This is a genomic window from Lysobacter changpingensis (assembly GCF_017308985.1).
GTDB lineage: Bacteria > Pseudomonadota > Gammaproteobacteria > Xanthomonadales > Xanthomonadaceae > Lysobacter_J > Lysobacter_J changpingensis.
In genome coordinates this window covers 481392-495519 of record NZ_JADWPE010000002.1, presented here as the reverse complement: position 1 = coordinate 495519, position 14128 = coordinate 481392, and the positions used below count along the sequence as shown (strand labels likewise).

General features: G+C 68.7%; 11 protein-coding genes. 5 read left to right on the top strand and 6 right to left on the bottom strand.

The features are described 5' to 3' along the window. The first annotated feature begins 25 nt into the window (after positions 1-25). Complete coding sequence (locus I4U41_RS03825; RefSeq protein WP_206859803.1) at positions 26-1012, top strand: malate dehydrogenase; 987 nt, start codon at positions 26-28, stop codon at positions 1010-1012. Positions 1013-1138: 126 nt separating this feature from the next. Here the strand turns inward: I4U41_RS03825 and I4U41_RS03820 are convergent, their stop codons facing one another. Together I4U41_RS03820 and I4U41_RS03815 are read right to left on the bottom strand one after the other, a co-directional pair. Further along, the gene (locus tag I4U41_RS03820; protein ID WP_206859802.1) at positions 1139-2326 is read right to left on the bottom strand and encodes an OprO/OprP family phosphate-selective porin; all 1188 of its coding nucleotides are present in this window, start codon (positions 2324-2326) and stop codon (positions 1139-1141) included. Between the two features lie 29 nt (positions 2327-2355). Then, on the bottom strand, positions 2356-3657 hold the full coding sequence (locus tag I4U41_RS03815) for a dicarboxylate/amino acid:cation symporter (RefSeq protein WP_206859801.1): 1302 nt from the start codon (positions 3655-3657) through the stop codon (positions 2356-2358). Positions 3658-3981: 324 nt separating this feature from the next. Between I4U41_RS03815 and prpE the strand changes: the two genes are divergently transcribed. Further along, complete coding sequence (gene prpE / locus I4U41_RS03810) at positions 3982-5874, top strand: propionate--CoA ligase (protein ID WP_206859800.1); 1893 nt, start codon at positions 3982-3984, stop codon at positions 5872-5874. Between the two features lie 6 nt (positions 5875-5880). Here the strand turns inward: prpE and I4U41_RS03805 are convergent, their stop codons facing one another. Next, positions 5881-7104, bottom strand: a complete 1224-nt coding sequence (locus I4U41_RS03805) for a citrate synthase family protein (RefSeq protein WP_206859799.1) — start codon at positions 7102-7104, stop codon at positions 5881-5883. 87 nt (positions 7105-7191) lie between these two features. On the opposite strand from I4U41_RS03805, the gene prpB reads away from it, so the two are divergent. The 3 genes from prpB (at position 7192) to I4U41_RS03790 (ending at position 10219) form a co-directional block, all read left to right on the top strand. Continuing rightward, entirely contained in the window at positions 7192-8076 is an 885-nt protein-coding gene (gene prpB / locus I4U41_RS03800; protein ID WP_206859798.1) for a methylisocitrate lyase, read from the top strand. Positions 8077-8328: 252 nt separating this feature from the next. Continuing rightward, positions 8329-9480 (top strand): bifunctional 2-methylcitrate synthase/citrate synthase, encoded by a 1152-nt coding sequence (gene prpC / locus I4U41_RS03795; RefSeq protein WP_206859797.1) that lies wholly within the window; start codon positions 8329-8331, stop codon positions 9478-9480. 202 nt (positions 9481-9682) lie between these two features. Further along, positions 9683-10219 carry a hypothetical protein gene (locus I4U41_RS03790; protein WP_206859796.1) on the top strand — a complete coding sequence of 179 codons (537 nt, stop codon included), beginning with the start codon at positions 9683-9685 and terminating at the stop codon, positions 10217-10219. 72 nt (positions 10220-10291) lie between these two features. Here the strand turns inward: I4U41_RS03790 and I4U41_RS03785 are convergent, their stop codons facing one another. The 3 genes from I4U41_RS03785 to I4U41_RS03775 all read right to left on the bottom strand — a co-directional run bounded on the left by I4U41_RS03785 (position 10292) and on the right by I4U41_RS03775 (position 14032). Continuing rightward, complete coding sequence (locus I4U41_RS03785; RefSeq protein WP_206859795.1) at positions 10292-10903, bottom strand: glutathione S-transferase N-terminal domain-containing protein; 612 nt, start codon at positions 10901-10903, stop codon at positions 10292-10294. Between the two features lie 137 nt (positions 10904-11040). Beyond that, the gene (locus I4U41_RS03780) at positions 11041-11499 is read right to left on the bottom strand and encodes a cell wall hydrolase (protein WP_206859794.1); all 459 of its coding nucleotides are present in this window, start codon (positions 11497-11499) and stop codon (positions 11041-11043) included. Positions 11500-11962: 463 nt separating this feature from the next. Next, positions 11963-14032, bottom strand: coding sequence for an NADPH-dependent 2,4-dienoyl-CoA reductase (locus I4U41_RS03775; RefSeq protein ID WP_206859793.1), 2070 nt, complete (start codon positions 14030-14032; stop codon positions 11963-11965). Positions 14033-14128: the final 96 nt, after the last annotated feature.

The following is a 14128-nucleotide window of genomic DNA, read 5'->3' as shown; positions in this document are numbered from 1 at the left end:
ACGATCACGAATCACGGAGTCACCCATGAAAACCCCCGTCCGCGTTGCCGTCACCGGTGCTGCCGGCCAGATCGGCTACTCGCTGCTGTTCCGTATCGCGTCCGGCGAAATGCTCGGCAAGGACCAGCCCGTCATCCTGCAGATGCTCGAGCTGCCGATGGAGAAGGCCCAGGCCGCGCTCAAGGGCGTGATGATGGAGCTGGAAGACTGCGCGTTCCCGCTGCTGGTCGGCATGGTCGGCACCGATGATGCCGAAGTCGCGTTCAAGGACGCCGACATCGCCCTGCTCGTCGGCGCGCGTCCGCGCGGCCCGGGCATGGAGCGCAAGGACCTGCTGCTCGAGAACGCCAAGATCTTCACCGCCCAGGGCGCCGCGCTGAACAAGGTCGCCTCGCGCAACGTGAAGGTGCTCGTCGTCGGCAACCCGGCCAACACGAATGCCTACATCGCCATGAAGTCGGCGCCGGACCTGCCGGCGAAGAACTTCACCGCGATGCTGCGTCTGGACCACAACCGCGCGCTGTCGCAGCTGGCGAACAAGGCCGGCGTCGCGGTGGGCGACATCGAGAAGCTCGTCGTGTGGGGCAACCACAGCCCGACGATGTACCCGGACTACCGCTTCGCCACCGTCAACGGCCAGTCGCTGAAGGACAAGATCAACGACGCCGACTGGAACGCGAACGAGTTCATCCCGAAGGTCGGCAAGCGCGGTGCGGCGATCATCGAAGCGCGCGGCCTGTCGTCGGCCGCCTCGGCCGCCAACGCCGCCATCGACCACGTGCGCGACTGGGTGCTGGGCAGCAACGGCAAGTGGGTGACGATGGGCATTCCGTCCGACGGCAGCTACGGCATTCCGAAGGACGTGATGTTCGGCTTCGCCGTGACCACGCAGAACGGCGAGTACACGATGGTCCGCGACCTGCCGATCGACGATTTCAGCCAGAAGGCGATCGACAAGACGCTGGCCGAGCTGGAAGAAGAGCGTTCGGGCGTGGCGCATCTGCTGGGCTGATGCGGTTCCCGCGTTGAATGCGAACGGGGCGGCCAATGGTCGCCCCGTTTGTTTTTGCGGCGCGTGTTGCCGCGCACGCACCAGGCCGCGCCGCATCCGCAGTAAGCAGGTGCGGCGCGCCTCGCGTCAGAACTGCACCTGTCCCCGCAACTCCACCGCATCGCTCGCCGAATACGCGGAACGCTTTTCGTCGAGCACATGCACGTAGTTCGCCTGGAACTTGAAGTGCGAGGTGAGATACCAGTTCGCGCCGAACGTCAGGTCGCGCTGCCGGCCGCCGGCCAGGCCCGCGTCGTCCAGATCGAGGTCGCCGTAGCGCGCCAGCAGTTCCACCGCGCCGTAGCCGTGCGCAGGCTTCACGTTGCCGACGTTGCCGTTCGAGTACGGGCGCGATTCGCCGGTCACGACCCAGCTGCCCGTCAGATAGCCGCCCTGCGCCGTGTAATCGCGCAGTCCGTCGGCACGGTTGGAGGTGCCGCGCAGGTATTCGCCCTGCAGCGACCACGGGCCGTCGATCCACAGGCCTTCCAGGCCGCTGCGGACGATGCGGTCGGTCGGGCCGAGCTTGCCCGAATCGACCAGCCGCACGTCGGTGAGACCCGCCTCGGGACGCGCACGGAAGCGTGAATCGGGGCCGTGGTGGATATCGCGCCCATCGGTGCTGCCGTGCGGATTCTCCACCGATGCCGACACGCCCAGGTGCAGCGTGCGACCTTCACCGTGCACCGGCAGCCAGTACGCGCGACCGGCGGCGGTCGTGCCCGGGTTGTCGCCGTGCAGATCCTGACCGAAGAAATACGCCGCGCTGACGCCGTAGTCCGGACGCGCGAGCGACCATTCCACGCCGGTGCGGCGGCCTTCGTACACGGCCTGCGTGGCGGACGCGGTTTCCATCAGGCTGGTCGCGCGCGCGGCGGTGTTCGCCTCCAAGCCCACCGGCGTCTTGAAATAGCCCACGCGCACGCGGCCGACGTCCGCGCCGAACAACGCCCTGGTTTCGACGCGAAGCGCGACGTCCAGCCAACTGTCGTTGTAGAAATCCATGCCGACGGTGAAGTCGTACACGTCCTTCTTCTTCACGAACAGGGCAAGCTCGCGACGGCGCACCGCGTCGTCGTCGTGCAGCGTGGTGGCGGGCGTGCCGTAACCGCGATCGCCGGAGAAATCGTTGAGGTCGTAGGCGAAGCTGCCGGTGAGGCCGACGTCGGTGCCGTCGGCGAAAACGCGGTGCGTGGGCCACTGGTCGAAGTCGGCGGCGGAGGCGGCAAAGGGCAGCAGGCCGCCGAGTGCGGCGGCCAGGAACGCATGTTTCATGGGGGATGGGACCGTGGGGTGGGAGGGACTCAGTCGGCAGCGGTACGCACGGCCTGCTGCGGTGCGAGCGGGAACGAGCCGGGGTGCCGCAGCTCCTGCTGGAGGCGGACGCGGTCGAGGTCGTTCTCCCAGCGCGCGACGACGATCGTCGCCACGCCGTTGCCGATGATGTTGGTGAGCGCGCGCGCCTCGCTCATGAAACGGTCGATGCCCAGGATCAGTGCGAGCCCCGCGACCGGTACCGACGGCACCACCGCCAGCGTCGCGGCGAGCGTGATGAAGCCCGCGCCGGTCACGCCCGAAGCGCCCTTGGACGTCAGCATCGCCACCGCGAGCAGGGTGATTTCCTGCGTGAGCGTCAGTTCGATGCCCAGCGCCTGCGCGACGAAGATCGCCGCCATCGTCAGGTAGATGTTGGTGCCGTCGAGGTTGAACGAGTAACCGCTGGGAATCACCAGGCCCACGACCGAACGCGCACAGCCCAGGCGTTCCAGCTTCTGCATCAGCGGCACCAGCGCCGACTCCGACGAGGACGTGCCCAGCACCAGCAGCAGTTCGTCGCGGATGTAGCGGATGAAACGCAGGATGCTGAAACCAGTGAGGCGCGCGATCAGCCCCAGCACGACCAGCACGAACAGCGCGCAGGTGAGGTAGAAACTGCCCATCAGCAGTGCCAGCGGGCCGAGCGAATCCACGCCGTACTTGCCGATGGTGAAGGCCATCGCCGCGCCCGCGCCGATCGGCGCGAGCTTCATGATCGTCGCCATCATTCCGAAGAACGCCTTGGAGATCGTGTCGAACAGCTCGACCACGCGCGCGCCGGATTTGCCCATGTGCATCAGCGCGAAGCCGAACAGCACCGCCAGCAGCAGCACCTGCAGCAGGTCGCCGCTGCCGGTGAAGGCGTCGGTGAAGGTCTTGGGGATGATGTGCAGCAGGAATTCGGTGGTGCTTTGTTCCTTCGCCGCATCGACGTACTTGGCGACGGCGCCCGCATCCAGCGTGGCCGGGTCGACGTGGAATCCGGCGCCCGGCTTGATCGTGTTCACCACGATCAGGCCGATGACCAGCGCGATGGTCGAGACCACTTCGAAATAGGCGATCGCCTTCACGCCGACGCGCCCGACCTTCTTCACGTCGGACACGCCGGCGATGCCCAGCACCACGGTGAGGAAGATGATCGGCGCGATCAGCATCTTGATCAGCGCGATGAACGCGTCGCCGAGCGGCTTCAGCTTGACGGCGGTGTCGGGAAGGAAATGGCCCAGCGTGCCGCCGATCACGACGGCGGCCAGGACCCAGAGATAGAAGCGGGAAGGGGAAGACTTCATGGGCGATGCGATGGCATGGAGCGGGAACGCCCGCGCTGGCGGACGTCCGGGTGTCGGGGGAAACGCGGTCCCGATCCCCGGGGCCGCGATGCCCGACACAATGCGGCCCGCGGTGCCGGCAGGAGCAGGGCGAAAATTCCGCATTGCCCACGTGCGCCGTTGCTGCATCGCGCCAGGCGCTTTGCCGGATCGGTGCGCCGCGCCGGCCAGAATCAACCGCTTACGCGCGCGCCCGTGCCGATCGCCGCCCGTTCGACCATCGTCGTAACGAATGCTCACGCCGCCCGGACTAGCCTGAAACGCATCGCCGCCGGAGGGCCATCCATGCGCTACGAAGAGTTCTACCGCCGCTCGATCGAACAGCCCGAGGAGTTCTGGGGCGAGCAGGCGAGGGCGATCCACTGGAACAAGCCGCCGGAAAAGATCCTGGATTACTCCAATCCGCCGTTCCGCAAGTGGTTCGCCGGCGGCGAGACCAATCTCTGCCACAACGCGGTCGATCGCCATTTGCACGAACGCGCCGACCAGCTCGCGCTCGTCGCGATTTCGACCGAAACCAATGCCACCCGCGAGATCACCTATCGCGAGCTGCATCGCGAAGTGAACACCTTCGCCGCCGCGATCCGTTCGCTCGGCGTCGGGCGCGGCGATCGCGTCGTCATCTACATGCCGAACATGGCCGAGGCGGTGTTCGCGATGCTCGCCTGCGCGCGGATCGGCGCGGTGCATTCGGTGGTGTTCGGCGGATTCGCCGCGCACAACCTCGCGCTGCGCATCGACGATGCCACGCCGCAGCTGCTGATCTGCGCCGACGCCGGCATGCGCGGCGGCAAGGTGATTCCGTACAAGCCGCTGGTCGATGCCGCATGCGATGCCGCGAAATCGCCGCCGCCGAAGGTGCTGATCGTCGAGCGCGGCCTCGATCCGCAGCACGCGATGGTCGACGGCCGCGACGTGCACTACGCGCCACTGCGCGAGCGGTTCGACGGCGCGGAAGTCGACGTCGAATGGCTCGAATCGAACGAGCCGAGCTATCTGCTCTACACCTCCGGCACGACCGGGAAACCCAAGGGCGTGCAGCGCGACGTCGGCGGCTACGCGGTGGCGCTCGCGCTGTCGATGTGGTCGATCTACGACGTGCGCGCGGGGCAGGTGATGTTTTCCACGTCCGACGTCGGCTGGGCGGTCGGACATTCGTACAACGTGTACGGGCCGCTGATCGCCGGCGCCACATCGGTGCTGTACGAAGGATTGCCGACGAATCCCGATCCCGGCATCTGGTGGCGCATCTGCGAGCAGTACGGCGTGCGCACGATGTTCTCCTCGCCCACCGGCATCCGCGTGCTGAAGAAGCAGGACGCGTCGTTCCTGAAGAAGCACGACCTGTCCGCGCTGCAGTGGCTGTTCCTCGCCGGCGAACCGCTGGACGAACCGACCGCGCAATGGATCACCGACGGCATCGGCAAGACCATCGTCGACAACTATTGGCAGACCGAAACCGGCTGGCCGGTGCTGTCGCTGATGCCGGGACTCGACCTGAAACCGGTGAAGTTCGGCTCGCCCGGTTTGCCGACGCCGGGCTACAAACTGCGCGTGATCGACGACGTCACGGGCGACGACGTGCCCGCCGGAACCAAGGGCGTGCTGGTGATCGAACCGCCGCTGCCGCCGGGCTGCCTGACGACGGTGTGGAAGGACGACGCGCGTTTCCTCTCGAGCTACTTCAGCCATTTCAAACAGCTCGTCTACAGCTCGCTGGACTGGGCGATCCGCGACGAGGACGGCTACACCTTCATCCTCGGTCGCACGGACGACGTCATCAACGTGGCGGGCCATCGCCTGGGCACGCGCGAGATCGAGGAGTCGTGTTCGACGCATCCCAGCGTCGCCGAAGCGGCGGTGATCGGCGTTCGCGACGAACTGAAAGGGCAGGTTCCGGTGGTGTTCGCCACGCTCAAGCGGCAGGATGAATCGGCGAGCGATGCGGCGATCGGGATGCAGCAGCGCGTGGTGGAACAACTCGGTGGCGTCGCGAAGCCGGCGCGCGTGTATGTCGTGAACGCGTTGCCGAAGACGCGGTCGGGCAAGCTGCTGCGGCGTTCGCTGCAGGCGTTGGCGGAAAGCCGCGATCCAGGCGATCTGTCGACGCTGGACGATCCCGGTGCGCTGGAGGAAGTGAAGCGCGCGCTGGAGCGCGGGCCCGACGCGGAACGTTGACTCGCATCATTCCTGCGCGGGCGTCACCCCGGCGTAGCGGGCGCGCGGGCGGATCAGTCCGCCCTGCGCCTGCTGTTCCAGCGCGTGCGCGAGCCAGCCGGCGAGGCGGCCGGCGGCGAACATCACCAGCGCCGGCGTCGCCGGCAATGCGTGCGCGTGGCAGATCGCCGCGAGCATGAAGTCGATGTTCGGACGCTGGCCGCTGATTTCCTCGGTCGCGGTGACCAGCGCGTTCAACGCGTCCATCTTCGCCGCATCGGGCGCGCAACGGCGCAGTCGCGACAGCAGCTCGGCGGCGCGCGGATCGCCGTGCGGATACAGCGCGTGGCGGAACCCCGGCAGGTCGTCGCCGCGCTGCCAGCGCGCCGCGATCGCCTCGCGCGGAGATTCCGATTGCAGCGCCTCGCCGATCAGCGCGTACGCACGCGCGGTCGCGCCGCCATGCCGCGGTCCCGACAGCGCGGCCAGGCCGCTGCAGACCGTCGCGTGCAGATGCGCGCCGGTCGATGCGACCACGCGCGCGGCGAAGGCCGACACGTTGAGCTCGTGGTCGGCGCACAGCACGAGCGCCGCGCGCACCAGATCCTCGAACGCCGCATCGCGCGGCATCCATGCATGCGCGAGCAGCGCATGCACCGGTGCCGAGGCCGGCGCTCCGGCGACCAGCAGCGCCGCGTTCTGGCGCAGCAGCGTGGCCGCGACGCGATGGCGCGTTCGCGTGGCCGCGTTGAGGGAGTGGCGTTCTTCCAGCGCGAGCAGCGGGAACGCCGCCATCGTGCGTTCCAGCGGAGGAAGCGACGCATCGCTGGCGATCGCCGCCACCGTGGCCGGCCACGCGGCCGGAAGGGGTGCGTCGAACGGATCGTCATCGCCACAGTCCCACAGCAGACGCGCGGTGTCCTCCAGCGTGGCGCCGCCGCGCACGAGCGCGATCGCCGACCGCCCGCGGTAATACGGGCCCTCGTCGGGATGGATCAGCGAGATCCGCGTCTCCAGCACGGGCAGGCCGCGATCCAGGCTCTGCGCTGCCCCGCGCGCCTCGCCGCGGCCGGCGCGCTGGCGCTGGGCCAGGCGCTCGACGTCCTGCCGCAGGTACAAGCGGCTCCGATGGTCGGGCCCGGGGCGGGATTCGAGCAGGCCGCGGCTGACGTAGGCGTACAGCGTCGCCGGGCTGATGCCGAGCAGGCGGCAGGTTTCGCGGGCGGAAAGCAGGTCCTGGGTCGGCGGCATGGCGGTGACATATTGATTGGGTCGATCAAGATTGATCAACCAATGCGATGGTGCCAGATTGACGGCCGCCGCACACAGGAGCCCCGCATGACCACCGCCTCCGCCGGCGCGCGTTTCCGCGCCGCCCTTGCCGCCGAAAAGCCCCTGCAGGTCATCGGCGCCATCAACGCCAACCACGCGCTGCTCGCCCAGCGTGCGGGGTATCGCGCGATCTATCTGTCCGGCGGCGGCGTCGCGGCCGGTTCGCTCGGCCTGCCGGACCTGGGCATTTCCGGGCTGGAAGACGTGCTGATCGACGTTCGCCGCATCACCGACGTCTGCGAATTGCCGCTGCTGGTCGACATCGACACCGGCTTCGGCCCCAGCGCGTTCAACATCGAGCGCACGGTGAAGTCGCTGATCAAGGCCGGCGCCGCCGCCTGCCACATCGAGGACCAGGTCGGCGCGAAGCGCTGCGGCCATCGTCCCGGCAAGGAAATCGTGTCGCAGGGCGAGATGGTCGATCGCGTCAAGGCCGCCGCCGATGCGAAGACCGACCCGGAGTTCTTCCTCATCGCGCGCACCGACGCCATCGCGGTGGACGGCGTGGACGCGGCGATCGAGCGCGCCATCGCCTGCGTCGAAGCCGGCGCCGACGGCATCTTCGCCGAGGCCGCGTACGACCTGGACACCTACCGCCGCTTCGTCGATGCGGTGAAGGTGCCGGTGCTGGCGAACATCACCGAGTTCGGCAAGACGCCGCTGTTCACCCGCGACGAGCTGGCCTCGGCGGGCGTCGCGATCCAGCTGTTCCCGCTGTCGGCGTTCCGTGCGATGAACAAGGCCGCCGAGAACGTCTACACCGCGATCCGTCGCGACGGCCACCAGAAGGCCGTCGTGGACACGATGCAGACGCGCGATGAGCTTTACGATCGCATCGGTTACCACGATTTCGAGAACAAGCTCGACGCGCTGTTCGCAAGCAGGAAATAAAGGTCGGCCGACGGAGCGTACAGGGCCTTCCCATGGAGTCCCCCTGTCCCCATCTCCGCCGGCGCGTCCGTCGCCCTTCGACCGTGGCGGGCGCGATCCGGCCCACCACGGTCGGCTGCGACCCCCGTCGCAGGCTGGCTTTGATCGAATAATCCCGCTGTCGCCCCTTCACGCTCACCCTTCGATCCAGACAACGTCGCACCCCGGGCCGACCGGTCACCCCGCGTCGGACCACGCACGAGGAGAAACCCGATGACCGAGACCACACAGGTCCTGCCCAAGGCCAAGAAATCCGTCGCGCTCAGCGGCACCGCCGCGGGCAACACCGCGCTGTGCACCGTCGGCCGCAGCGGCAACGACCTGCACTACCGCGGCTACGACATCCACGACCTGGCGACGAAGTCGACCTTCGAGGAAGTCGCGCACCTGCTCGTGCACGGCGCGTTGCCGACCGCGTCGCAGCTGAAGCAGTACAAGGCCAAGCTCAAGCGCCTGCGCGGGCTGCCGGCGATCGTGTCCGAAGCGCTGGAACTGGTTCCCGCCAACGCGCATCCGATGGACGTGCTGCGCACCGGTTGCTCGGTGCTGGGCACGGTGCTGCCCGAGCGCGAAGGCCATCCGGCGTCCGAAGCGCGCGACATCGCCGACAAGCTCATCGCCAGCTTCGGTTCGATGCTGCTGTACTGGTGGCACTTCACGCGTAATGGCCGTCGCATCGACGTGGAAACCGACGACGATTCCGTCGCCGCGCATTTCCTGCACCTGCTGCATGGCGAGGAGCCCTCGCAGCTGCATGCCGACTCGCTCGACAAGTCGCTGATCCTCTACGCCGAGCACGAGTTCAACGCATCGACGTTCACCGCACGCGTGATCGCCGGTACCGGTTCGGACCTGCATTCGTGCATCACCGGCGCGATCGGCGCGCTGCGCGGCCCCAAGCACGGCGGCGCGAACGAAGTGGCGATGGACATCATCGCGCGCTACGGTTCGGCCGATGAGGCGGAGGCCGACATCCGCGCGCGCATGGATCGCAAGGAAATCATCATCGGCTTCGGCCACCCGGTGTACACCATCGGCGATCCGCGCAACCCGATCATCAAGGAACTCTCGCGCAAGCTGTGCATCGATGGCGGCAACAAGACGCTGTTCGACGTGTCCGAGCGCATCGAGAACCTGATGATGGACACCAAGAAGATGTTCCCGAACCTCGACTGGTACAGCGCGTCGGCCTATCACATGATGGGCATCCCGACGCCGATGTTCACGCCGCTGTTCGTCATCGCGCGCACCACCGGCTGGAGCGCGCACGTGATCGAGCAGCGCGAGGACGGCAAGATCATCCGTCCGAGCGCGAACTACACCGGGCCGGAAGATCGCGAGTACGTGGCGATCGACAAGCGCTGACCGGCGCTTCGTTCGAGATGGAAAGGGCCGCGCATTGCGCGGCCTTTTTCCTGGGAAGGTCTGTGGCGGGGAACGCGGACGTCGCAGGGCAGGGCAGGCCGCCCGGCATCGGCGGCGTCGAACATTGAACGGGTGCCGAGCGCGGCGCGTCCAACCGTGGCATAGTCGGCCGGCTTTCGCAGCCAATGGTCCGGGGGGAACCATGCGCGACGACGAAGTGCCGAACAAGACCGATGCCGGTCGCGACGAGATCCAGAGCCGCACGCTGAAGCTGCCGAACGGGTTGCGGTCGATCCTGCTGATGGTGGACGGGCAACGCAACGGGGCGCAGCTGCGTGGCGTGGCGGTCGGCCTGAAGGCGCCGGACGACGCCCTGCAGCAGCTCCAGGCGATGGGCCTGATCGCCGTGCCGCAGAGCCTGGCCGCCGCCGCTGCCGCGACGATCCGCGAAGCCGCGCGCCCGGCGTCGGCAAACGAACCGGCTCCCGTGGCGCCCGCGCCCGTCTCCGGGCCGTCTGCCGCGAACGGCTATTCCGCGCTCTACACGCTGATGTCCGACACCGTGCGCGAGCACCTCGGGCTGCGCGGCTATTTCCTGCAGCTCAAGGTCGAACGCTGCACCGACGTGGGCGAACTGATCGCGCTGCTGCCGGACTTCAGCACCGCGCTGGGCAAGGCGCGCGACACCGATTTCGCCGCGGAGATGGAGCGCCGCTTCCGCGCGCTCGCGCAGGCCTGAGGCGCGGCGGGGTGCCAACGACACGAAGGCGGCCGGAGCCGCCTTCGTGCGTTCGTGGCGTGGCTTCGCGCGTTACGCCAGCCCTTCGATCTGCAACGCCTTCTGCACCGCCGGGTCGGCCTCCATGCGGGCCTTGAACGCGGCCAGGTGGTCCAGGCCCGTCAGATCGATGCCCACGCCCCGCGCCCAGCGCAGGGTGATGTAGAGGTAGGGATCGGCGTAGCTGCGGAAGCCGGCGAGCCACTGCCGGCCGGCGAGCTGGCGGTCGGCGACCTCGAACAGCGAACGCACGCGGGCGCGGGCGGCGTGCTTCACGGCTTCGTACTGGCTCTCGTCGCCGATGAAGTTGCCCGGCCCGAACAGCGGCTTGAACGCCGGGTGCAGGTCGGAATTGACGAAGGCCAGCCAGCGGGACGCCTCGGCGCGCTGGCGCGCGCTGCCGTCGCCGGCGAGGCCGGCTTCGGGGAAGGAGTCGGCGATGTAGCCCATGATCGCGGCGTTCTGGGTCAGCACGAAGTCGCCGTCCACGATCGCCGGCACCGCGCCGGTGGGATTGATCGCCAGGTACGCCGGCGCCTTCATCGAGTCCTTGTCGAGGATCTCCAGCTGGAAGGGCTGGCCCGTCCACTGCAGCGCGATGTGGTCGGCGGTCGAGCACGCGCCGGGCTTGGTGTAGAGCTTCATGCGGGATCCCTTCAAGGAAAGCGAATCCCGACACTATGGCCGACGCGCGGGCCGCGGCTCAACGCCGTGGAATGCAACAGATCATTGCCATGAATGCGCCCGGACGGGCCATGCCGCCGGGCGGAGGCGCCGCGCGCCTACGAACGCCGCGGCTTCAACGACTGCACCTTATAGAAGGTGTGGTCGCCGATCGTCGCCACCTGGTACGCCGTGCGCCAGGACGGACTGGCGATCGCGTGTGCGGCGAAGTGGCTGGCGCCGGGGACGATCTCCTTGCGCTCGCCGGGCGGCAGCGCCCAGTTGCGCTCGGCGTCGAGGGCGATGCCGACGGCCTCGGCCCAGGCATCGGTGTTGCTCAGCCGCGTGCCCGGCGACACCAGGGTCGGGGCGAACTGCTTGCGTGCGGTGACCACGTCGCAGACGGTGTTGCCCCACAGGCCGCTGTCGCGGCGACGCAGGGCGACCTCGGCGACCGCCTTCTGGCCGCGGACCGACTGGTCGCGCGCTTCCAGGTAGACGGTGGTGCTCAGGCACAGCGAGTCGGCGGTTTGTGGCGGAAGCACGGAGGCCAGCCACAGGATCCAAGCCAGTTTCATCTAATCGGACTCCTTGCTCCGTTGCGCCGGGCCGCTTGGAGTCCGCTTCCCAAGGGGAAGGGGCCGCCGCGCGAACCGGCATGGCGTACTGGGGAGGGCAGCGCACTCTGCGGCGCGCTTTTGCCCATTCACCAAAGCCGCGCGGAAGGGTGGGGTGCGCGGGCGGTGAGGGTCGCCACCAAGGGGGGTGGCCGAAAAAAGTTGGCGCACGGTAGCGGCGCGAAGATAAATGCCTCGTGAACAAAGGGGGCTTGACCGGGCCTCCCGGTTCCGGCTGGAAATCCGCCGGCCCGATCGCAACTCGTTGTATGCAAACGGGATTGGGTTGCCGGCCCCGGTCACCGGAACGCCGAACGCCTGTTCAGGAAGCTGCCGGTCGGGTCGGCGCACGCCCCAAACCAGGCCTCCCGATCGACTGCGCGACACCCCTGCAGCCCTTGCCCCGCAAGGGCTGCGCAATTCGCTACAGGATGGCCGCGAGGCGGCTTCCCTGGGCGATGGCGCGCTTCGCGTCGAGCTCCGCCGCGACATCCGCGCCGCCGATCACATGCACCACGGCGCCCTGCGCCACGAGCTCCTCCGCCAGCGGTTTGAAGGGCTCCTGACCCGCGCAGACCACCACATGGTCGACCGCCAGCACCTGTTCGCTGCCGTCCACGCGCACGTGGAAGCCCTCGTCGTCCACGCCGAGGTATTCGACGCCGCCGAGCATCCGCACCTTCTTCGCCTTGAGCGTGGCGCGGTGGATCCAGCCGGTCGTCTTGCCGAGCCGGGCGCCGGGTCGGCCGGGGCTGCGCTGCAGTAGCCAGACCTCGCGCGCGGGCGCTTCGGGCTTCGGCGCGGCCAGGCCGCCGCGGTTGCCGTCGTAGGCCAGGTCGACGCCCCATTCGGCGCGCCAGCGGGCCGGGTCCAGCGCGGCGCTGGGCCCGTGCTCGACCAGGAATTCCGCCACGTCGAAGCCGATGCCGCCCGCGCCGACGATCGCCACCTTCCGTCCCGGCACGACGCGACCGCCCAGCACATCGAGGTAACTGACGACCTTCGGGTGGTCAGCGCCGGGGAAATCCACCTCGCGCGGGCGGATGCCGCTGGCGAGCACCACCGCGTCGAAGCCCGCCAGCGTCGCGGCCTCGGCGTAGGTGCCCAGGCGGACGTCCACGCCGGTCTGCTCCAGCCGGCGGCCGAAGTAGCGCAGCGTTTCGTGGAACTCCTCCTTGCCCGGGATCCGCTTGGCGAGGTTGAACTGCCCGCCGATCTCCCCCGACGCTTCGAACAGGGTCACCCGGTGCCCGCGTTCGGCCGCGACCGTCGCCGCGGCCAGCCCGGCCGGGCCGGCGCCGACCACGGCGATGCGCTTCGGGTTCGAGGTCGGCACGTAATTCAGTTCGGTCTCGGCGCAGGCGCGCGGGTTGACCAGGCAGCTCGCGGTCCTGTTCTCGAACACGTGGTCCAGACACGCCTGGTTGCACGCGATACACGTATTGATGTCGAGCGCGCGCCGCTCGCGCGCCTTGTTCACCCACTGCGGGTCGGCCAGCAGCGGTCGCGCCATCGAGACCATGTCGGCCTCGCCGCGGGCGAGCACGCCCTCGGCCACCTCGGGCATGTTGATGCGGTTGGTCGTCACCAGCGGCACGCCGACGTGCGGCTTCAGGCGCGCGGTGATCCCGGTGAACGCCGCACGCGGTACCGACGTGGCGATCGTCGGCACCCGCGCCTCGTGCCAGCCGATGCCGGTGTTGATCAGCGTCACGCCGGCCGCTTCGATCGCCTTCGCCTGCTGCACGACCTCGTCCCACGCCAGGCCGTCGTCGACCAGGTCCAGCATCGAAAGCCGGTAGACGATGATGAAATCCGGCCCGCAGGCCTCTCGGATGCGGCGAACGATCTCCACCGCGAAGCGCATGCGCTTGCCGGCATCGCCACCCCACGCGTCGTGACGTTTATTGGTGCGCGGTGCGGTGAACTGGTTGAGCAGGTAGCCCTCCGAGCCCATGACTTCGACACCGTCGTAGCCGGCCTCGCGCGCCATCGTCGCGCTGCGCACGAAGGCGCGGATCTGCCGCTCGACGCCACCGGCCGAGAGCGCGCGCGGCGTGAACGGGTTGATCGGCGCCTTGAGCCGGCTCGGCGCGACCTGCAACGGGCTGTAGCCGTAGCGGCCGGCGTGGAGGATCTGCAGGCAGATGCGCCCGCCGTGCGCATGCACCGCGCCGGTGACCTGCCGGTGGCGCCGCACTTCCCACGGAAAGCGCATCGTCCCGCCGAACGGCTTGAGCCAGCCGGCGAGATTCGGCGAGAACCCGCCGGTGACGATCAGCCCGACGCCGCCGGCCGCGCGCTCGGCGAAGTAGGCGGCGAGCTTCGGGAAGTCGGCCGCCTTGTCCTCCAGCCCCGTGTGCATCGATCCCATCAGCACGCGGTTGGGCAGGGTGCAGAAGCCCAGGTCCAGCGGCGCGAACAGGTGCGGGTAGAGCGGGTGGGGCTCGTGCGGCGCGGCGGGGGCGAAGCTCAGGGGGCTGGCGACCGTCATCGGCGGATGTCGTCGATATGTACGCTGGCGTACGGAAGCGGGCACGATGCCGGGAAAGCCGGTGGCGTTCAAGCAGGGGGCGCCCACCGCCCACGC